This is a genomic window from Microbacterium testaceum (assembly GCF_020781835.1).
In the GTDB taxonomy this organism is placed as follows: Bacteria; Actinomycetota; Actinomycetes; order Actinomycetales; family Microbacteriaceae; genus Microbacterium; species Microbacterium testaceum_H.
Genome location: NZ_JAJGNJ010000006.1, coordinates 82,602 through 102,793 on the forward strand (window position 1 = coordinate 82,602; position 20,192 = coordinate 102,793).

At 69.8% G+C, this 20,192-nt stretch carries 20 protein-coding genes; 4 read left to right on the forward strand and 16 right to left on the reverse strand.

What is annotated here, in order from left to right; all coding sequences use genetic code 11:
* Positions 1–57: 57 nt before the first annotated feature.
* From serA to otsA, 9 genes are all read right to left on the reverse strand, one after another.
* On the reverse strand, positions 58–1,662 hold the full coding sequence (gene serA / locus LL239_RS10270; RefSeq protein ID WP_228163346.1) for a phosphoglycerate dehydrogenase: 1,605 nt from the start codon (positions 1,660–1,662) through the stop codon (positions 58–60).
* Between the two features lie 134 nt (positions 1,663–1,796).
* Positions 1,797–2,135, reverse strand: a complete 339-nt coding sequence (locus tag LL239_RS10275) for a bacitracin resistance protein (RefSeq protein ID WP_228163347.1) — start codon at positions 2,133–2,135, stop codon at positions 1,797–1,799.
* Positions 2,132–2,686, reverse strand: a complete 555-nt coding sequence (locus LL239_RS10280) for a DNA polymerase III subunit gamma/tau (RefSeq protein ID WP_228163348.1) — start codon at positions 2,684–2,686, stop codon at positions 2,132–2,134. The genes LL239_RS10275 and LL239_RS10280 overlap by 4 nt, the downstream gene beginning before the upstream one ends.
* 98 nt (positions 2,687–2,784) lie before the next feature.
* On the reverse strand, positions 2,785–3,810 hold the full coding sequence (gene ilvC / locus LL239_RS10285) for a ketol-acid reductoisomerase (protein ID WP_228163349.1): 1,026 nt from the start codon (positions 3,808–3,810) through the stop codon (positions 2,785–2,787).
* A gap of 65 nt (positions 3,811–3,875) precedes the next feature.
* Positions 3,876–4,385, reverse strand: coding sequence for an acetolactate synthase small subunit (gene ilvN / locus LL239_RS10290; RefSeq protein WP_228163350.1), 510 nt, complete (start codon positions 4,383–4,385; stop codon positions 3,876–3,878).
* Between the two features lies 1 nt (position 4,386).
* Positions 4,387–6,192 carry an acetolactate synthase large subunit gene (locus LL239_RS10295; protein ID WP_228163351.1) on the reverse strand — a complete coding sequence of 602 codons (1,806 nt, stop codon included), beginning with the start codon at positions 6,190–6,192 and terminating at the stop codon, positions 4,387–4,389.
* Between the two features lie 44 nt (positions 6,193–6,236).
* The gene (gene ilvD / locus LL239_RS10300) at positions 6,237–7,958 is read right to left on the reverse strand and encodes a dihydroxy-acid dehydratase (protein WP_228163352.1); all 1,722 of its coding nucleotides are present in this window, start codon (positions 7,956–7,958) and stop codon (positions 6,237–6,239) included.
* 9 nt (positions 7,959–7,967) lie between these two features.
* Complete coding sequence (gene otsB, locus LL239_RS10305) at positions 7,968–8,747, reverse strand: trehalose-phosphatase (protein ID WP_228163353.1); 780 nt, start codon at positions 8,745–8,747, stop codon at positions 7,968–7,970.
* Positions 8,744–10,207: an alpha,alpha-trehalose-phosphate synthase (UDP-forming) gene (gene otsA, locus LL239_RS10310; RefSeq protein ID WP_228163354.1), complete on the reverse strand. Its 1,464-nt coding sequence runs from the start codon at positions 10,205–10,207 to the stop codon at positions 8,744–8,746. Before otsA ends, otsB begins: the two co-directional genes overlap by 4 nt.
* 191 nt (positions 10,208–10,398) lie before the next feature.
* Between otsA and LL239_RS10315 the strand changes: the two genes are divergently transcribed.
* Positions 10,399–10,653, forward strand: a complete 255-nt coding sequence (locus LL239_RS10315; RefSeq protein WP_228163355.1) for a cytochrome c-type biogenesis protein CcmH — start codon at positions 10,399–10,401, stop codon at positions 10,651–10,653.
* A gap of 40 nt (positions 10,654–10,693) precedes the next feature.
* On the opposite strand, the gene LL239_RS10320 is transcribed toward LL239_RS10315, so the two are convergent.
* The 3 genes from LL239_RS10320 to LL239_RS10330 are packed head-to-tail and all read right to left on the reverse strand — an operon-like array spanning position 10,694 to position 13,306.
* Complete coding sequence (locus tag LL239_RS10320) at positions 10,694–11,881, reverse strand: acetyl-CoA C-acyltransferase (protein ID WP_228163356.1); 1,188 nt, start codon at positions 11,879–11,881, stop codon at positions 10,694–10,696.
* Complete coding sequence (locus tag LL239_RS10325; protein WP_228163357.1) at positions 11,878–12,531, reverse strand: CoA transferase subunit B; 654 nt, start codon at positions 12,529–12,531, stop codon at positions 11,878–11,880. Before LL239_RS10325 ends, LL239_RS10320 begins: the two co-directional genes overlap by 4 nt.
* A gap of 1 nt (position 12,532) precedes the next feature.
* Positions 12,533–13,306 (reverse strand): CoA transferase subunit A, encoded by a 774-nt coding sequence (locus LL239_RS10330; RefSeq protein ID WP_228163358.1) that lies wholly within the window; start codon positions 13,304–13,306, stop codon positions 12,533–12,535.
* Positions 13,307–13,413: 107 nt separating this feature from the next.
* Between LL239_RS10330 and LL239_RS10335 the strand changes: the two genes are divergently transcribed.
* From LL239_RS10335 to LL239_RS10345, 3 genes are read left to right on the forward strand one after another with little or no spacing between them, the layout of a single operon-like run.
* Complete coding sequence (locus LL239_RS10335; RefSeq protein ID WP_228163359.1) at positions 13,414–14,208, forward strand: IclR family transcriptional regulator; 795 nt, start codon at positions 13,414–13,416, stop codon at positions 14,206–14,208.
* 39 nt (positions 14,209–14,247) lie between these two features.
* On the forward strand, positions 14,248–14,682 hold the full coding sequence (locus LL239_RS10340) for a MarR family winged helix-turn-helix transcriptional regulator (RefSeq protein WP_228163360.1): 435 nt from the start codon (positions 14,248–14,250) through the stop codon (positions 14,680–14,682).
* Positions 14,679–15,899, forward strand: coding sequence for an MFS transporter (locus LL239_RS10345; protein WP_228163361.1), 1,221 nt, complete (start codon positions 14,679–14,681; stop codon positions 15,897–15,899). Before LL239_RS10340 ends, LL239_RS10345 begins: the two co-directional genes overlap by 4 nt.
* A 161-nt stretch (positions 15,900–16,060) precedes the next feature.
* Here the strand turns inward: LL239_RS10345 and LL239_RS10350 are convergent, their stop codons facing one another.
* From LL239_RS10350 to LL239_RS10365, 4 genes are all read right to left on the reverse strand, one after another.
* Entirely contained in the window at positions 16,061–17,521 is a 1,461-nt protein-coding gene (locus LL239_RS10350) for an SGNH/GDSL hydrolase family protein (protein WP_228163362.1), read from the reverse strand.
* Between the two features lie 106 nt (positions 17,522–17,627).
* The gene (locus LL239_RS10355) at positions 17,628–18,509 is read right to left on the reverse strand and encodes an alpha/beta fold hydrolase (protein ID WP_228163363.1); all 882 of its coding nucleotides are present in this window, start codon (positions 18,507–18,509) and stop codon (positions 17,628–17,630) included.
* Positions 18,506–19,027, reverse strand: coding sequence for an NUDIX hydrolase (locus tag LL239_RS10360; protein ID WP_228163364.1), 522 nt, complete (start codon positions 19,025–19,027; stop codon positions 18,506–18,508). The genes LL239_RS10355 and LL239_RS10360 overlap by 4 nt, the downstream gene beginning before the upstream one ends.
* 97 nt (positions 19,028–19,124) lie before the next feature.
* A complete protein-coding gene (locus LL239_RS10365; RefSeq protein WP_228163365.1) occupies positions 19,125–20,186 on the reverse strand; it encodes a YihY/virulence factor BrkB family protein in 1,062 nt (353 codons plus the stop codon).
* Positions 20,187–20,192: the final 6 nt, after the last annotated feature.

A 20,192-nucleotide genomic window follows, 5' to 3' on the forward strand; every position in this document is an offset into this window, starting at 1 on the left:
GCCCAGCAACGACGGAGGGGGCCGCACCCGCGACCCCCTCTTCACGTCCTCCGAGCGTCAGCTCTCGACGATCTCGATCTGCCGGAACAGATCGGCGTTGACGGCTTCGCGCATCGCGGCGAGGATCTCGTCCGGCACGGGCGAGTCGACCGTGAGCACGGAGAGCGCGCGGCCCGTGGCATCCGGTCGGGCGACCTGGAGCCCCGCGATGTTGATCCCTGCTTCGCCGAGCTTCTGACCGTAGATCGCGACGATTCCGGGACGGTCCGCGTAGCGCATCACGAGGTGGTGCGTCTCGATCGGGACCTCGATCTCGTACCCGTTGATGCCGACGACCTTGGGCACCATGCGGGTGCCCGCGAGCGTGCCGGCGACCTCGAGGGTGGAACCGTCCGCGAGGGTGCCCCGCAGGATCGTGATGTTGCGGTACAGCGGGCTGTCGGCCTCGACGATCAGACGTGTCTCGACTCCGCGCTGCTCGGCGAAGAGCGGGGCGTTGACGTACGAGACCGTCTCACTGACGATGCGGCTGAAGATGCCCTTGAGCGCGGCGAGGCGGTAGACGCTGACGTCGTACTCCGCGAGCTCGCCGCGCACCTCGATGTCGAGGCTCGAAAGGGCGCTGTCGGCCAGGCCGCTGAAGAACTGGCCGAGCATCTCGACGAGGGCGATGCCGGGGCGGACGAACGGGTCGATCGCGCCGCCGGCGACGTTGACGGCATCGGGGACCAGATCGCCCTCGAGCGCGAGCTTGACCGAGCGTGCGACCGAGACGCCCGCCTTCTCCTGCGCCTCCTCGGTGCTCGCACCGAGGTGGGGGGTGACCACGACGTTGGGCAGATCGAGGAGCCTGCGTGCCGGACCGCCCTCGGCCGGAGGCTCGGTCGAGAAGACGTCGAGACCGGCCCCGGCGATCTCGCCCGAGGTGAGCGCGTCGTACAGCGCGTCCTCGTCGATCAGTCCGCCGCGCGCGACGTTGATGACGTACGCCGTCTTCTTCATGCGACGCAGCTGCTCGGCGCCGATCATGCCGGTGGTCTCGGGCGTCTTCGGCATGTGGATCGTGACGAAGTCGCTCTGCTCGAGGAGTTCGTCGAGCGAGACGAGCTGCACGCCCAGCTGCTGCGCGCGCGTCGCCGTGACGTACGGGTCGTACGCGATGACCCGCATGTCGAACGCCTGCAGCCGCGCGGCGATGAGGGCACCGATCCGGCCGAGCCCGACGATGCCGATCGTCTTCTCGAACAGTTCGGTGCCGGTGAAGGAGCTGCGCTTCCACAGTCCCTGTGCCAGCGAGGCGTGGGCGGCCGGGATGCGACGCGCGAGGCTCAGGACATGACCGACGGTCAGCTCGGCCGCGGAGATGATGTTCGACGTCGGAGCGTTGACGACCATCACCCCGGCCGCGGTAGCGGCCTTGATGTCGACGTTGTCGAGCCCGACGCCGGCGCGGGCGACGACCTTGAGGACCGGCGCCGCGGCGATCGCCTCGGCATCGATCTTGGTCGCCGAACGCACGAGCACCGCGTTCGCGTCGGCCAGGGCCGAGAGCAGGGCGGGGCGGTCGGTCCCGTCGACGTTGCGCACGTCGAAGTCGGGGCCGAGCGCGTCGATCGTGGCGGGAGAGAGTTCTTCGGCGATCAGCACGACGGGCTTGGTCACGGATGAGTCCTTCGAAACGGTGCACGGGACCGGCGCGCACCGCCGCGCACCGCCGGCGCGAACCGGGCGCGCGACCCGTGCGGGCCGTCTGCCAGCCTAGCGCGGCGTCCGAGCGACGCCGGACACTGTGACGCTCAACCCCCGTACAACCCGTACGACGTCGTGCCGTAGCCGACGATCGCGAGCCAGAACGCTGCCGAGACGGTCAGGCCCGTGAGCAGCGCGAGCGAGAACTCCCCCGCGCGCCGACGCGCACCGATCGCGAACGCCACACCGAAGGCCACCAGGGGGAACACGATCGGGAGGATGTACACGAACCAGCCCAGGCCGTTCAGCCCGAGAGGACCGTTCACCTGCTGGATCAGCAGCGCGACCGAACTCCAGACGACGAAGGCGTAGAAGAGACCGAAGAGGCCGGCGATGGTGACCACGACGAACGTGGGCAGGTGACGCTCGCGCGCAGCGGTACTCATGCGAAGGCTCCCAACGACAGGAACGGCCACGGAACGAGCAGCACGATGCCGAGGATCAGCACGAGGAACCGCTGCCACGTGCGCCAACGGCGGGTGAGCGCGAGCACGGCGACGAACCACACGAGCGGCGCCAGAGCAGCACCGATGGTCAGGGACAGCACGGTCACGTCGGGGATCGGCAGTCCGAGGCCGCGCAGGCGCAGGCCGGCGACGAGCCAGCCGACCGCGAAGAGCACGAACGTCGCCGCGATCATGCCGATGCCCACGAGCCCGACGTTTCCGAGCGGTGCCGAGCGATCGGCATCCGCCTCAGCGTCGCCCGCGTCGGACTCGGACCCTGGATGCTGCGCGACCGGCCGGCCCTCGGCCGACGACGACGCTGCTCCGGCCGCGAGCGGCTCGGGCTCGCCCGCGAGCGGCTCCGCCTCGGCCGCCAGCGGCTCGGGCTCGGGCTCGGTGGCAGGGTCGGGTACCCGCTTCTCACCGACGTCGAGCGTCGGATCGTCGTCACCGCCCCAGGAGAGGGCGTCGTCGTCGCGCGGTGTGCTCACGGTTCCACGGTAGCGTCGCCCTCCGACACCATGGCGACGCCCCGCCGCAATGGCGGACGCCCCGGACCACGAGGGTTCCGGGGCGTCCGAGACGAGGATCAGCGCGCCGCGCTGCCCTCCGTGTAGTCGCTGTCCTGCTGCTTCCAGGCGAACAGGCCACGCAACTCCTTGCCGGTGGCCTCGATCGGGTGACCCTGCTCCTTCTCGCGGAGAGCGAGGAACTCGGGAGCGCCGTTGTCTTGGTCGGCGATGAAGCGCTGTGCGAACGCGCCCGACTGGATGTCGGCGAGAACGGCCTTCATGTTCTCCTTGACATCGGGAGAGATCACACGGGGGCCCGAGACGTAGTCGCCGTACTCGGCGGTGTCCGAGATCGACCAGCGCTGCTTGGCGATGCCGCCCTCCCACATCAGGTCGACGATGAGCTTGAGCTCGTGCAGCACCTCGAAGTACGCGATCTCGGGCTGGTAGCCGGCCTCGGTCAGCGTCTCGAAGCCGTACTGGACGAGGTGGCTCATGCCGCCGCACAGGACGGCCTGCTCACCGAACAGGTCGGTCTCGGTCTCCTCGGTGAAGGTGGTCTTGATGACACCGGCACGCGTACCGCCGATGGCCTTGGCATACGACAGGGCGGTGTCCCAGGCCGAACCCGAGGCGTCGCGCTCGACGGCGATGATGTCCGGGATGCCACGGCCGGCGACGTACTCGCGACGGACGGTGTGGCCGGGGGCCTTGGGGGCGACGAGGATGACGTCCACGCCCTCGGGGGCGTCGATGTAGCCGAACCGGATGTTGAAGCCGTGCGCGAACGCGAGCGTCTTGCCCTCGGTGAGCTTGTCCTTGATGGAGTCGGCGTAGATCGAGCGCTGGTGCTGGTCGGGGGCCAGGATCATGATGAGGTCGGCCCACTCGGTGGCGTCGGCGACGCTCTTGACCTCGAAGCCCTCTTCCTGCGCCTTGGCCGCGGACTTGGAGCCGTCCTTAAGCGCGATGACGACCTGGACGCCGGAGTCGCGGAGGTTCTGCGCGTGCGCGTGACCCTGCGAACCGTAGCCGACGATCGCGACCTTCTTGCCCTGGATGATCGAGAGGTCGGCGTCGTCGTCGTAGAAGATCTCTGCCATGGGGATGCTTTCTCCTTGGATACAGGTCCCGCGACGGGACCGGGGTGTGTGGAAAGGGTGGGAGGTCAGCCGCGCAGCACGCGCTCGGTGATGCTCTTGCTGCCGCGACCGACGGCCAGCAGGCCCGACTGCGCGAGCTCTTTCACACCGAACGGCTCGATGGCCCTGAGGAACGCGTCGACCTTGCCCTTGTCGCCCGTGATCTCGATCACGATGGCGTCCGGGGCGTAGTCGACCACCGACGCGCGGAAGAGGTTCACGACCTCGAGCACGTTGGATCGGCTGGCGTTGTCGGCGCGGACCTTCACCAGCACGTGTTCGCGCTGCACCGAGCTGGCCGGGTCGAGCTCGACGATCTTTATGACGTTGATCAGCTTGTTCAGCTGCTTCGTCACCTGCTCGAGCGGAAGGCCCTCGACATCGACGACGACCGTGATGCGCGACAGACCCGGCACCTCGGTCACGCCCACGGCGAGCGACTCGATGTTGAAGCCGCGGCGGGCGAACAGGCCGGCGACGCGGGTCAGCAGACCCGGCTTGTCCTCCACGAGGAGGCTGAGAACGTGCCTCGACATGTCAGTCCTCCTGCTCGGCGAAGGCGGGCGAGTGATCGCGGGCGTACTGGACGTAGCTGTTGCTGACGCCCTGCGGAACCATGGGCCAGACCATCGCGTCGGCGCTCACGACGAAGTCGATCACCACGGGGCGGTCGTTCGTGTCCAGCGCGAGCTGGATGGCCGCGTCGATCTCGTCCTCCTTCTCGACCCGGATCGCGAGGCACCCGTAGGCCTCCGCGAGCTTGACGAAGTCGGGGATGCGACGCGTCCCGTGCCCCGTGTTGAGATCGGTGTTCGAGTGACGGCCGTCGAAGAACAGCGTCTGCCACTGGCGCACCATGCCCAAGGAGGAGTTGTTGATGACGGCGACCTTGATGGGGATGTTGTTGATGACGCAGGTGGCGAGCTCCTGGTTCGTCATCTGGAAGCAGCCGTCGCCGTCGATCGCCCACACGACCCGGTCGGGCTCGGCGACCTTGGCGCCCATCGCCGCAGGAACGGAGTAGCCCATCGTGCCGGCGCCCCCGGAGTTCAACCACGCGTTCGGGCGCTCGTACTTGATGAACTGGGCGGCCCACATCTGGTGCTGTCCGACGCCCGCGGCGTAGATCGCCTCCGGACCGGTCAGCTCGCCGATCCGCTGGATCACGTGCTGCGGCGAGAGCAGCCCGTCGGTCGTCGGGGTGTAGCCGAGGGGGAACTCCTCCCGCAGGCCGTTGAGGAACGACCACCACTCGGAGTAATCGACCTCGGTCTCGGATGCCGCCTGGCGGAAGGCGGCATCCAGGTCGACCAGCACCTCTTTGAGGTCACCCACGATCGGCACGTCGGCCGTGCGGATCTTGGAGATCTCGGCCGGATCGATGTCGACGTGCACGACCTGCGCGTTCGGCGCGAACAGCGACGCCTTGCCCGTGACCCGGTCGTCGAAGCGCGCGCCGAGCGAGACGATCAGGTCGCTGTCCTGCAGCGCGAGCACGGCGGGGACCGTGCCGTGCATTCCCGGCATGCCGAGGTGCTGGTCGTGCGAGTCGGGGAACGCACCACGAGCCATGAGCGTCGTCACCAGGGGCGCTCCGGTGGCCTCGGCGAACGTCTTCAGCTCGGCCGACGCCTTGGCGCGGATGACGCCGCCGCCGACGTAGAGGACGGGCTTCTTGGCGTTCGCGATGAGGTGAGCCGCGGCCTGGATCTGCTTGCCGTGCGCCTTGGTCACCGGACGGTACCCGGGCAGGTCGATCTTGGGCGGCCAGATGAACGGCGCCTCGTTCTGCTGCGCGTCCTTGGTGATGTCGACGAGCACGGGGCCGGGACGCCCGGTCGACGCGATCTCGAACGCCGCCGCGATCGCGCCGGGGATCTCCTCGGCGGACTTCACCAGGAAGGAGTGCTTCGTGATGGGCATCGTGATGCCGACGATGTCGGCCTCCTGGAAGGCATCCGTCCCCATGAGGGTCGAGAAGACCTGCCCCGTGATGCACACCAACGGCACCGAGTCCATGTAGGCGTCGGCGATCGCGGTGACGAGGTTCGTCGCACCGGGACCGGACGTCGCGATCGCGACACCGGTGCGGCCCGACGCGGCGGCGTAGCCCTCGGCCGCGTGGCCGGCGCCCTGTTCGTGCCGGACAAGGATGTGGCGGACGTTCTCGTCGTCCATGAGCGGGTCGTAGACGGGCATGATCGCGCCGCCCGGCAGACCGAACACGTCGGTGACGCCGAGCAGGTCGAGCGAACGGACGACCGCCTGAGCGCCCGAGAGCACGGGCGCCGGAGCGGTGCGAGCGGGAGGCCGGGGAACGGCCGTGGCGGATTCGGCGGACATGGTGGTACCTCGGAACCAGGTGGGGGTGAGAAGGGGGACGGCCGTCAGCCCGTGACCGCGCCCTCCGCGGCGGAGTGCACGAGCTTGGAGTACTTGGCCAGAACGCCACGGGTATAGCGCGGGGGAAGCGGTTCCCAGCCTTCGCGGCGGGAACTCAGCTCGGCGTCATCGACGATCAAGTCGAGAGTGCGAGCGGCGATATCGACCCGTATCAGATCACCATCGCGCACGAAGGCGATCGGACCTGCGTCCACCGCTTCGGGAGCTATGTGGCCGATGCAGAGGCCGGTTGTGCCGCCTGAGAATCGACCGTCCGTCAAGAGTAGTACATCTTTTCCGAGCCCCGCGCCCTTGATGGCGGCCGTGATGGCCAGCATCTCGCGCATGCCGGGACCGCCCTTGGGGCCCTCGTAGCGGATCACGACGACGTCGCCGGCGTGGATCTCGCCCGCTTCGAGCGCATCCATGGCCGCGCGCTCGCGCTCGAAGACGCGAGCGGGCCCTTCGAAGACGGCCGCGTCGAAACCGGCCGTCTTGACGACGGCTCCCTCGGGGGCCAACGAGCCGTGGAGGATCGTGATGCCGCCGGTGGCGTGGATCGGGTCGTCGAAGCGGTGGATGACGTCGCCGTCGACGGGGTCGGGCTCGAGGTCGCGCAGGTTCTCCGCCAGCGTCTTACCGGTGACCGTCAGCGCATCACCGTGCAGGAGGCCCTCGTCGAGCATGGCCTTGAGCACGACCGGGATGCCGCCGTGACGGTCGACGTCGTTCATGACGTACTTGCCGAAGGGCTTCATGTCGGCCACGTGAGGCGTCTTGTCGCCGATGCGGTTGAAGTCGTGGAGCGTGAGGTCGACCTCGGCCTCGCGTGCGATGGCGAGAAGGTGCAGCACCACGTTCGTCGAGCCGCCGAGGGCCATCGCGAGGGCGATGGCGTTCTCGAACGCCTCCTTCGTGAGGATGTCGCGCGTGGTGATGCCCTGTCGCAGCAGGTTCACGACGGCTTCGCCCGAGCGGTGGGCGAAGTAGTCGCGGCGGCGGTCGGCCGACGGCGGAGCAGCCGAACCCGGGAGGCTCAGGCCCAGCGCCTCGGCGACGGAGGCCATGGTGTTGGCGGTGTACATGCCGCCGCACGCGCCCTCGCCGGGAGCGAACGCGCACTCGATGCGCTTGAGGTCGGCCTCGCTCATGCGACCGGCAAGACACGCCCCGACGCCCTCGAACGAGTCGATGATCGTGATCTCCTTCTCGGTGCCGTCCGAGAGCTTGACCCATCCGGGTGCGATCGAACCGGCGTAGAGGAAGACACTCGAGAGGTCCAGACGCGCGGATGCCATGAGCATTCCGGGGATCGACTTGTCGCAACCGGCCAGGAGCACGGACCCGTCGAGGCGCTCGGCCATCATGACGGTCTCGACGGAGTCTGCGATGACCTCGCGCGAGACGAGGGAGAAGTGCATGCCCTCGTGGCCCATCGAGATGCCGTCCGAGACGGAGATGGTGCCGAACTGCAGCGGGTAGCCGCCGCCGGCGTGCACGCCCTCCTTCGCGCCCTGCGCGAGGCGGTCGAGGCTCAGGTTGCAGGGGGTGATCTCGTTCCAGCTCGACGCGATACCGATCTGGGGCTTGTCCCAGTCGTCGTCACCCATGCCGACGCCGCGGAGCATTCCTCGCGACGTGGTGGCCTCGATGCCATCGGTGATGACACGGCTGCGGGGCTTGATGTCGATCTCGCCGGCGGGAGTGGAGTTGTGCGGTGCGGGCATTCTCGCAGTCTATTGCGCGTGGGCGACGCGCTGACGCGCGACGGCCTCGAGGACGTCCACCAGAGCATCGATGTCGGCGACCTTCAGGGTCGCCGCCGTGTCTCCGTCCCCCACGTGGATGCCGAGATCCCCGGGCTGCAGAGCGCGCAGAGCGTCCTCGTCGGTGACGTCGTCTCCCGCGAAGAGCACCGCCGTCGCCCCGGTGCGCTCGCGCAGGTGCGCCACGGCGGTGTCCTTGCCCTCGTGGCGGAACGCGAACTCGAGGATGTCGTGCCCGGTGCGGCGGCGCCAACCGGGAGCGTCCGCCGCGACCAGCCGGTCGGCGATCTCCCGCGCCTCGCGCGCCGTGTCGGCATCCGCCACCCGCGTGTGGACGCCGACACCGAACTCCTTCGGCTCGATCCACACGCCGTCCAGGTGCGCGACCGACGTCGTGATCGCCTCGCGCAGACGGTCGCGGAGGGCGAGGTCGGCCGCGTCGTCGGGACCGGGCTGCTCCCCCGCGCCCGGCACCCAATACTGCACACCGTGCGAGGCGGCCAACCACACCGGCGAGACGTCGAGGTGCTCGGCGATCTCGCGCAGGTGCCCCAGCGAACGTCCCGACACCAGCGCGACCACCGTGTCCGGCAGGTCGGCCAGGGCGTCGACGGCGGCCCGGGCTCGCGGGGTCATCCGCGCGGTCATCGGGTGATCCACCAGCGGCGCGAGGGTTCCGTCGAAGTCGAGGGCGACGAGGAGGACGGGCGACGTCGAGACCGCCTCGATCGCGGCATCGGCGGCGGTCATGCCGAGCTCCCCTCGTCGCCGCCGGCGGCATCGACCTCGGCCGCCGCCGCCACGCTCGAGGCGCGGTCGTGGAACACCGAAAGCGCCTCGAGGAACTCCCGCGACCAGTCCTCCACGTCGTGATCGCGTACGCGCTTGCGCAGCGCCCGCATGCGGCGACCCTGTTCGGCCGCGGGCATGTCGATGGCACGGATGATCGTGTCCTTCAATCCGTCGATGTCATGCGGATTGATCAGCAGCGCGCTGCCCATCTCATCGGCAGCGCCGGCGAACTCGCTGAGCACGAGCACGCCCCGGTTGTCGGTGCGGCTGGCCACGTACTCCTTCGCGACGAGGTTCATACCGTCGCGCAGGGCCGTGACGAGCATGACATCGGCGGCGAGGAACAGCGCCACCATCTCTTCCCGCGGGTACGACTGATGCAGGTAACGGATCGCGGTGTGCGTCGTGGTGTCGTGGTCGCCGTTGATGCGTCCGACCGTCATCTCGATCTCGTCGCGCAACTGCACATAGGCGTCGACGCGCTCGCGGCTCGGGCTCGCCACCTGGACCAGTGTGGCGTCATCGACCGTCGCGCGACCGTCCTCGAGGAGCTCGCCCCACGCCTTCAGCCGGTGGCGGATGCCCTTCGTGTAGTCGAGCCGATCGACGCCGAGCAGGATCTTGCGCGGATTGCCGAGGCCCTCGCGGATCTCACGGGCCCGCTGCTGGATGTCGGGGCGCTGGGCGAGCTCGATGTACGACTCGGCGTCGATCGAGATCGGGAACGCTTTCGCCAGGGCGATGCGCGTGCCGCCCTGACCGTCGGGAACCGAGATTCCGCTCGCCTTCGTCTCGTAGCGCAGCTGCCGACGCACCGCACGGGCGAAGTTGCCCGCGTCGGCGACGCGCTGGAACCCGATGACGTCGGCACCGAGTAGCCCCTCGAGCACCTGCTTGCGCCACGGCAGCTGCGCGTACAGACCGTAGGCGGGGAACGGGATGTGGTGGAAGTAGCCGATCGTCAGATCGGGACGCAGCTCGCGCAGCATCTTCGGCACGAGCTGCAACTGGTAGTCCTGGACCCAGACGATCGCGTTGTCGGCGGACACCTCGGCCGCCGCTTCGGCGAACCGACGGTTCACCCGCACGTACGCGTCCCACCAGGCGCGCTTGTACGTCGGCTCGGCGATGACGTCGTGGTACAGCGGCCAGATCGTGTCGTTGGAGAAGCCCTCGTAGTAGTGCTGCACGTCGGCGGCAGAAAGCTCGACCGGGACGAGGTGCGTCCCCTCGAACTCGAACGGGTCCAGCGTCACGTCGGGCTGACCGGCCCATCCGACCCACGCCCCCTCCGCGCGGCGCATGACCGGTTCCAGCGCGGTGACCAGACCGCCCGGCGAACGGCGCCAGCCTTCCCCGTCGGGGGTGCGGTCCACCGGCAGACGATTGGCGACGACGACGAAATCGGCCTGTGGCACAGGTCCTCCTCGGTAGCTTGATCCCAGGCTAACAGTGGGCTGATGCGGGTTCCCGGTGCCCGGATAATGCGATAACGCCATACGCGAGCACACCGACGCGAGGAGGTCTCCTCCCGTGGACGCCGTCCATCGACGCGCGCGGTCTGTCAAGGCACACGCGACGGGCCGCCGCCCATCGATAGGTTGGGGGCATGCGCCAGTACATCTTCGGAACCGGACTCCTCAGCGCCGTCACCGGCGGAATCACGCTGCTGCGAGGGTTGCGCAACGACGAGCCGTTCACATGGCGGACCGCCCTGGCCTGGCTGAGCTGGGGCATCACGCTGGCCCTCGCCGTCGGCGCCGTCGTCGACACCCGCCGAGCCCGCCGCGGACGTCAGGTCGCCGGCGACTCCCCCGTTGCGAGCCGCCAGAAGAAGCTCCTGAAAAAGCGCCTGTCGCGCTGAGACGGATGCCGGATGCCGGGCCTGCGAGCCCGGCATCCGCTCAGCGGGTGAGGATCAGCGCGTCGCCCTGCCCGCCCCCACCGCACAGGGCCACGGCCGCGGTGCCGCCACCGCGTCGGACCAGCTCGTGCACGACGTGGACGACGAGCCGGTTGCCGGACGCCCCGATGGGGTGACCGATCGCAATGCCCCCGCCGTGCGGGTTGACGATCTCGTCGGCGAGACCGAGCTCCGCCTGCGACCGAGCCACCACGGCCCCGAAGGCCTCGTTGATCTCGACCAGATCGAGATCGGATGCCGCGATCCCCTGCTTCTCCAGAGCGCGGGCGATCGCGCGGGCGGGCTGGGCGTGCAACGAATTGTCGGGTCCGGCGACCTGGCCGGCCGCCCCGACGACCGCGAGCACGTCCCACCCGCGCTCGTCGGCGACGGCTCGGGTGGTCACGACCACCGCCGAGGCTCCGTCCGAGATCTGCGAGGCATTGCCGGCGGTGATCGACCCGCCGTCCGCGAAAGCCGGGCGCAGCCTTCTCAGGGTGTCGACCGTGGTGTCCGGCCGGATGCCTTCGTCGGCCGTGACGACGACGGGGTCCCCCTTGCGCTGCGGAATCGACACGGGCACGATCTCCGCCTCGAACACGCCCGCCCGCTGCGCGGCGGCCGCGCGCTGGTGCGACCTCGCGGCCACGGCATCCTGTGCCTCTCGCGTGACCTCGTACCGGGCGTTCGCGCGCTCTGTGGACGCCCCCATGCTCTCGCGGTCGTACGCGTCCGTCAGGCCGTCGTGCGCCATGTGGTCGAGCACCTCGACGGAGCCGTACGCGTAGCCCTCGCGCGAGTTCATCAGCAGATGCGGGGCGCGTGTCATCGACTCCATGCCGGCGGCCACGACCACCGTCGCGTCGCCGAGCCGCAGCATGCGGGCGGCGTCGATCACGGCGGTGAGGCCCGAAAGACACACCTTGTTGATCGTCGCGGCGTGGACGTCCCAGCCGATGCCCGCGGCGAGCGCCGCCTGCCGCGCGGCGTTCTGGCCGGCGCCGGCCTGGAGCACCTGCCCGACCAGGACGGCGTCGACGGCATCGGCGGGGATGCCGCCGCGCTCGAGGGCACCCGTGATCGCGGCCGCCCCGAGCTGCACCGCGGTCAGCGGCGCGAGCTGGCCCTTCAGGCGGCCCTGGGGTGTACGGGCGGCGGCGACGATGACGACGTCGGTGGCGGAGGTCATGCGATCTGCTCCTCGGGGATGCGGACGGTGAGCGGGGGTTCGGTGGCTGCGACCACGTCGTCGACGGAGACGCCCGGCGCGACCTCGACGAGGACCAGCCCCTCGGGCGTGACGTCGATCACGGCGAGATCGGTGATGATGCGATCGACCACCCCGCGTCCGGTCAGCGGAAGGGAGCAGGCGTCCACGATCTTCGGGGAGCCGTCACGGGCGACGTGCTCCATGAGGACGATGACGCGTTCGGCACCGTGGACGAGGTCCATCGCGCCGCCGGGGCCCTTCACCATCTTGCCCGGGATCATCCAGTTCGCCAGGTCGCCGGTTGCCGACACCTGCATGGCCCCCAGGATCGCGGCGTCGATCTTGCCCCCGCGGATCATGCCGAAGCTCGTCGCCGAGTCGAAGAACGCCGCTCCGGGCAGCGTCGTGACGGTCTCCTTGCCGGCGTTGATGAGGTCGGCATCCACGGCATCCTCGGTCGGGTAGGGACCGACACCCAGGATCCCGTTCTCGGACTGCAGCACCACGGTGACCCCCTCGGGGACGTGGTTGGGCACGAGCGTGGGGAGGCCGATACCGAGGTTCACGTACGAACCGTCGGCGAGTTCCTGCGCCGCGCGGGCGGCCATCTCGATGCGGGTGAGGGCCATGTCAGCGGACTCCTTCGGTGACGGTGCGCTTCTCGATGCGCTTCTCGATGTCGGGGCCCACCTCGACGATGCGGTGGACGAAGACGCCGGGCAGGTGCACGTCGTCGGGGTCGATCTCGCCCGGCTCCACGAGGTGTTCCACCTGCACGATGCAGACGCGACCCGCCATCGCCGCGAGAGGGTTGAAGCTGCGTGCCGCCTTGCGGAAGACGAGGTTCCCGTGGCGGTCGCCCTTCCACGCGTGCACGAGCGAGAAGTCGGTGGTGATCGCCTCCTCGAGCACGAACTCGCGGGCTTCACCGTGAACGTCGAAAGTGCGCACGTCCTTCGCAGGGGATGCCACGGCCACGCCGCCGGCGCCGTCGTATCGCTGCGGCAGCCCGCCCTCCGCGACCTGCGTCCCGACACCGGTCTGCGTGTAGAAGGCAGCGATCCCGGACCCGCCCGCACGCAGCTTCTCGGCGAGCGTGCCCTGCGGCGTGAGTTCGAGCTCGAGCTCACCCGAGAGGAACTGCCGCTCGAACTCCTTGTTCTCGCCGACGTAGGACGATGTCATCTTCCGGATGCGACCGGCGCCCAGCAGGATGCCGAGCCCCCAGTCGTCCACTCCGCAGTTGTTCGAGACGACGGACAGGTCGCCCGTGCCTTGGGCGAGCAGCGCCTCGATCAGGGCGATGGGATTGCCCGAGAGGCCGAAGCCGCCCACTGCGAGCGATGCTCCATCGGGGATGTCGGCGACGGCGTCGGCCGCCGACGGCCAGGTCTTGTCGATCACGCGGACTCCTTCGTGCTGGGATCGGTCGTCTCATCGTGCGCCCGTCTTCCACCCCGCGCCGCGGTCGTTCTTGCGATGTGGATGCCAGCGCGCGTACCGTCCACATCGTGGACACGAAGACACCGACGCCGCGCAGCGGCGTTCCCGGCACGCAGGCGATCGCACGGGCCGCGCACCTCCTCCGCCTGGTGACCGCGGCCGGCACGGACGGCGTCCCCGTAGGCCACCTGGCCTCCCAAGCGGAGCTCACCCGCCCGACCGCACACCGCCTGCTGTCCGCCTTGCGACAAGAAGGTCTCGTGGACCGCGACGAAGCCAGCGGCCGATGGCTTCCCGGACCCGAGCTCTACTTGATGGGGACCGTCGCGGCATCCCGGTTCGACGTGACGACCCTCGCCCGCGACATCGTCCGCTCGCTCGCGGTGCGGACGGAGGAGAGCGCGTTCCTCTCCGTGCGGCGAGGCGACGAGACCGTCTGCCTCGTTCGGGAGGACGGCAGCTTCCCCATCCGATCCTTCGTGCTGTCCGAGGGCGTGCGCTTCCCGCTGGGGGTGGCATCCGCCGGCCTGGCGATCCTGGCGTTCCTGCCGCCCGAGGAGGTGGATGCGTACCTCGACCGCCACGACGAGCTCGCCGAGCGCTGGGGCGTCGCACATTCGCCCGCGCGCCTGCGGACCCGCGTGGCCGACACGAAGGCGCGTGGGTACGCCGTGAACCCGGGACTCATCGTCGAGGGCAGCTGGGGTATCGGCGCCGCGGTGTTCACCCGCACCGGCGAACCGCAGTGGGCGCTGAGTCTGACCGGAGTGGAGTTCCGATTCACCGGCGACCGGCTCGCCGAACTCGGTCGCATCCTTCTCGCGCATGCGCACCAACTGTCGACGCGCATCGCCGGTCGATGATGCATATCCAGGTTATATAACAGGGGTATAGTCGGGGGAATGACCCGCGACGACGATCTCCAGAGACTGATCCTCGCGGTGCACGCCCTGACGCGCATCGCGGCCATCGACACCAAGAACGACGCCCCTGGCGCGCAGTGGCGCACCCTCACCCTCCTCCGCGATCACGGCCCGCAGCGCCTCGGCGACCTCGCCACGCTCAGCCGCGTCTCACAGCCCGGCATGACACGGCTCGTGCGCCAGATGGAGGATGCCGGCCTCGTGGCCCGCGGCATCCATCCGGAGGACTCGCGTGTGAGCGTCGTGTCCGCGACCGACGAGGGGCTGCAGGAGCTCGACCGATGGTTCGAGGTCTTGAGCGCCGCCCTCACCCCGCACGTCGCCCACCTCACGGATGCGCAGTGGGAGGCTCTGCGCGTCACCGCCGACGCCCTGGGTGCCCGCGTCCGCCGTCAGCCGGAGCTCGCCCGATGAGCGCCGCACCGAACGTCTGGAAGCAGCCCGCCCAGGTCTGGGCCGTCGCGTTCGCCTGCGTCGTGGCGTTCATGGGCATCGGCCTGGTGGACCCCATCCTTCCCGCGATCGCCGAATCGCTGCAGGCGAGCCCGGTCGAGACTGAGCTGCTGTTCACCAGCTACCTCGTGGTCACCGGTCTCGCGATGCTCGTGACGAGCTGGATCTCGAGCCGGATCGGGGCGAAGGCGACGCTGCTCGTCGGCCTCGGATTGATCGTCGTGTTCGCGCTGTTCTGCGCCCTGAGCGGGAGTGTCGACGCGGTGATCGGCTTCCGCGCGGGCTGGGGCCTGGGCAACGCGCTGTTCATCTCCACCGCCCTGGCGACGATCGTCGGTGCCGCATCCGGCGGGAGTTCCGCCGCGATCGTGCTGTACGAGGCCGCGCTGGGTCTCGGTATCGCTGTGGGACCGCTGCTCGGCGGCGTCTTGGGCGAGGCGAGCTGGCGCGGACCGTTCTTCGGCGTCGTCGTCCTCATGGCGATCGCCTTCGTCGCGGTCGCGGTGCTCCTGCGCGGGCCGTCGCCGGCGCGCACGCCGATCCCGTTCAGCGCACCCTTGCGTGCGCTCGGGCGCCCGGCGCTGGCGATCCTGGCCGCTACCGCGCTGTTCTACAACATCGGCTTCTTCACGCTGCTGGCCTTCTCGCCCTTCCCGCTCGGCTTCGGCGCCATGGGCATCGGCCTGACGTTCTTCGGGTGGGGCGTCGCGCTCGCCGTCACCAGCGTGTGGGTCGCTCCGCTGCTCCTGCGACGGATGCGACTGACCAGCGTTCTGCTGATCGCCCTTCCGCTGCTCGCGGTGGACCTTCTCGTCGCCGCATTCGTCGTGGACTCGGCCGCCGCGCTCGTGGTGTGCATCGTCGTCGGCGGTCTCGTGCTCGGAGTCATCAACACCGCGCTCACCGAGGCCGTCATGGAGGCGACGGACCTGCCGCGCTCAGTCGCGTCGTCGGCGTATTCGGCGGTTCGCTTCCTCGGCGGCGCCGTGGCCCCACCGCTCGCCGCTTTCCTCTGGCACGCGGCGAGCGCGGGAGCGCCGTACATCATGGCCACCGTCGCGGTCGTGATCGCGGCTGGCTGCGTCCTGTTCGGTCGCCGCGCACTCGCGCACATCGACGACGCGCATCCGACCGCGGCCGACGAGGGCGCTGCCGTCCTGGTCGGCGACGCGGCATAAGACCGACCGGAGCGAACGCGCCCGAGCCGACACGCCGTCGAACCTCGGGCGCGTTCGCCTGCTGCCGATCGACAGATCGCAAAAGCGCCCACGACCGTCCGGCGACCTCCCCACACGCCGAACGTCGGAGACTACGTGACCGGCTGCGCGCTCCAGGAGGGTCAGCGTCGCGCGGTCCGACGTCTCACAACCAGCGTGACCACCACGCCGATCAGCAGCGCGACGGCGCCGATGGCGACGGCGGTTTCGACCGGCGGCGTGCCCGTGGACGCCAGCGGCGCGGTGGATGCTGCGACGGACGACGCGCTCGAACTCGGCGCCGGTGGGGCGGCGGGCATCGAGGTCGGCGTCGCGGTGGGCACCGGCGTCGGCGTCGGGCTCGGGCTCGGGGTCGGCGTCGCGGTCGGAGTCGGCGTCGGCGTCGGGGTTGCGGTCGGCGTCGGCGTCGGCGTCGGGGTTGCGGTCGGCGTCGGCGTCGCGGTCGGGGTCGGCGTCGGCGTCGGCGTCGGGCTTGGCGTCGCGGTCGGCGTTGGCGTCGCGGTCGGCGTCGGCGTCGCGGTCGGCGTCGGCGTCGCGGTCGGGGTTGGCGTCGGCGTCGGGTCGTCGAAGAGTTCGCGCACGGCGACGGCGGCCGCGTCTCCGGCAAAGGCTGCACCCGCAGCGTTGGGATGCAGCGCACCACGCTGGATCCCACCGATCGGAAGGCCGCCGACCGGGATGCTGTCCGGCGACAGGGTGAGAGTGATGCCGTTGACGTACGCGTCGGACGGATTGCACGGGCTATGCGCGAGCGAGTCGGCCAGCAGCGACACGTACGTGGCCCCCGCCGCGGTCGTGGCCGCCGCCATTGCGGCATCCATGTACGCCTGGGTGTCGTGCAGCAGAGCGACGTCGACATCCAGGTAGGGGAACGCGTTCGAGCGGAAGCCGAAGAACCCTTGCGTGAGCGACGTGTAGCACCCCGAGCTCGGCGTGTGAGCGGCATCCGGGGCTAGAGCCGGGTACCCGACCACGAGGATCTTCGCGTGCGGTGCGCGCGTCCGGATCGTGTGGATGGCTGCCTCGAGCGCGGGGGCCACGGTCTGGTCGATCTGCGTCTCGAGCGTATTGATCGGTCCGGACGGCGTGTCGACGATGAACTGCTCTCGACAGGTCTGGTGGATCTGCCCGTCCAGGCTGCCGAGGACGGGGCCGGCGGACGACAGGGCGACGCACATCTGACCGATGTCCCAGACCCCGAGGTCATTGCCCCCGATCGTGAGGGTGACGAGGTCGGTGGTGGCATCCAGCGAATCCGCCTGGACCGGGGCCGTACCGCTGACGGCCTGCGGGGTGTCCACCACATTGGCGATCACCGCGCCGCCGCACGTGCGGTCGTCGAGCACGAGTCCGAACTCCTCCGCGAGCAGGTGCGGGTAGTTCTGGTCGGACTGGTCGCAGCCTTGCGCGGGTTGGCTGGACGCGAGCGGCAGGCCCCAGCCGGCCGCGTAAGAATCGCCGAGCGCGACGTAGGAACGGCCGGTGAGGTCGGGGACGGCAGCCGAGGCGGCGGAACCCGCGACCGCGAACGCCGCGGACGCGAGGACGGCCAGTCCGGCACTGGAGGCAAGCAGACGACGCACCCCGCCGACGCTAGGGTCTTCACGCGCGAGCGGTCTCCGATACGACGCGAGAGCGGCTCGAATTCACCCTCGAGCGACCGCCGCGTGAAACCCAGGTCGCCCTGCGTCAGTCCGCGGTGTCGGCGACGATCCGCGCCGCGGCGACGACCTCCCGGGCGCCTTCACGCGTCATCACGATCGAGTAGTGATCGGCCCCCGGAATGCGCCGCGCCTCCCCCAGGCGGGGAACATCGGCACGTACACGCGCAAGGTCGACGTACAGCGGCGGAACCTCGCCCTGCAGTCCTCGCTCGGCGGCAAGCAGCACCGTGGGTCGCGGCATCCGGTCCAGGGCTCGAGCGATGTCGGCTCCGGTGTTCTGATCGATCGAATCCCCCTCGACCGTCGCGAGCGAGGTCGAGGGCCGCAGCTCGGGTTCCGAGCCGGCGAGGTCGTACGCGAAGTACGCGTCGAGCAGCGGGTCTTCCCGCCCGACGAACGCGGGATGAGCGCGCCAGAAGTCGCGGTAGGACGCGGCATCCGGGAAGCGCATCTCCAGCCGTGCGGCGGTGGGTCCGAGGACGTGTCGCACCGCCTCGTGGGGCGGCATCCCCTCCGGAAGGTCGAGGGGCAGACCCCCGTCGACGAGCACGACGGCCGTCGTTCGGTCCGGATGCCGGTCGGCGAAGACCGCCGAGACGAACGCCCCCATCGAGTGCCCCACGACGAGCGCCCGCTGTATCCCCGCGGCATCCAGAACAGCCGCGAGGTCGTCGGCGTGGGCGGCCATGCCGATCGGGCCGGACACGTCGGCGCTGCGTCCCCGCCCCCGGAGATCCGGGGCGATCAGTCTCACATCGGCCGCCTCGACGGCGACCCACGACCACGCGAGGTGCGAGGCGGTGACCCCATGCACGAGCAGCCACGGCAGGCCCTCGGCATCCGGATGCCACTCCCCCACGTGCAGCGTCCCGCCCGCAACCGCGACGGCGTGCGTCCGGTCCGTCACCGCTCGCCCCGGACGGTGTCGTCGAGCGTCTCCCACAGCTGGGTGAAGCGGGCGTTCCACGGCGTTGCGAAGAGCCCCGTCTGCCAGCGTCGGCGCACCTCGGCGAGATCGACCCACTCGGCCTCGAGCACCTCCTCCGGGTCGACAACGACATCCGGCTCGCCCTCGACGTGCGCGCACCATAGATCGAACAGCGCGCGCTCCTCGACGACGCGCCCCACGAGTACGAGGTCGTCCGGCAGGACCGAGATCCCCACCTCCTCGTCGAGCTCGCGGATCGCACCTCGGCGGCTGGACTCCCGCCGCAGTGCACTGCCCGCCGGGAACTCCCACGCGAGCGGGTACTCCTTCCCCGCGGCCCGCCTGCTCACGAGAACCCGACCCGTGGATGCCACGACGCACACGGATGCCACGATGTGGAACGACCCGGCCGGCACGGGACCATCCCCTCGGCGATGCAATGTTCCCGTGGGCGTGCCCTGGACGTCGGTGACGTCCCACATCTCGTCGTCGGCCATGCCGCCATCCTCGCGCCGCATCGGCGGCGACGCGAGGGCCGACACCCGGACAACCCCGAATCAGCATCGGTGCTGTCGCGACGCGGCGCGCCTCAGGTCACGTCGCCGGGTCGTGGTCTTCGCGTATGCGGCGCCCCTCAGCGACATCCTCTGCCTCTTTCGCGTCCGCCTTCCTCAGATTGCGGTCATCGCGCGGCGGCAGCTGAATGTCGGCCTCGGCGACGATACCGGCCTCGAGCTGGCGCGCGCGCTCCATCTCCGCGTCGAACTCGGCGCCGAAAAGGAGCGCGAGGTTGGCGATCCACAGCCACAGCAGGAAGATGACGATGCCCGCGAGGGAGCCGTACGTGCGGTCGTAGTTGGAGAAGTTGCCGACGTAGAGGCCGAAGGCGAGGGTCGCAAGGGCCAGCACGCCGATCGCGATGAGGGCGCCGATGCTGATCCAGCGGAACTTCGGCTGCTTCGCGTTGGGGGTGGCGTAGTAGAGGATCGCCACCATCAGCACGACGATGACGGCGAGGACCGGCCACTTGAGGATGGACCACAGCGTCTGCGCGACGTCTCCGACGCCGAGCGCGTCACCGACCGCCGCGGTGACCGGACCCGACACCACCAGGATCGTCGCGGCGATGAAGAGGAGCACGATGCCGATCACGGTGACCAGAAGCTGGACCGGCTTGAGCTTCCAGAACGGTCTCCCCTCCTCGATCTCGTAGATGCGATTCATGGCACGGCTGAACGCACTCACGTACCCGGATGCCGACCACACGGCGAGCACGACTCCGGCGATGAGTGCGAAGCCCGCCCCGGGCGAGGAGGCGATCTGCTCGATCGGCCCGCGGATGGTGCTCGCCGTCTCGCCGGGAGCCGCCTGTTCGATGATTCCGAGGATGGCATCGGCGGCCGACTGGCCCTGCCCGAAGACCCCGAGCAGCGAGAACAGCGCGATCAGCGCCGGGAAGATCGACAGGACCGCGAAGTACGTCAGCGCCGCCGCGATGTCGATGCATCCATCGGACCGGAACTCGCGCAGCGTCTTGCGCAGGACGTACTTCCACGAGCGCCGGTCGAGGTCGTCGGGCGAATCCGGCTTGGCGGGGTGCTCAGATGCGGGAGCGTCGCGTTTGGAGGTGGGGCGACGTGTGGTGTCGGAACTCATCGCCAC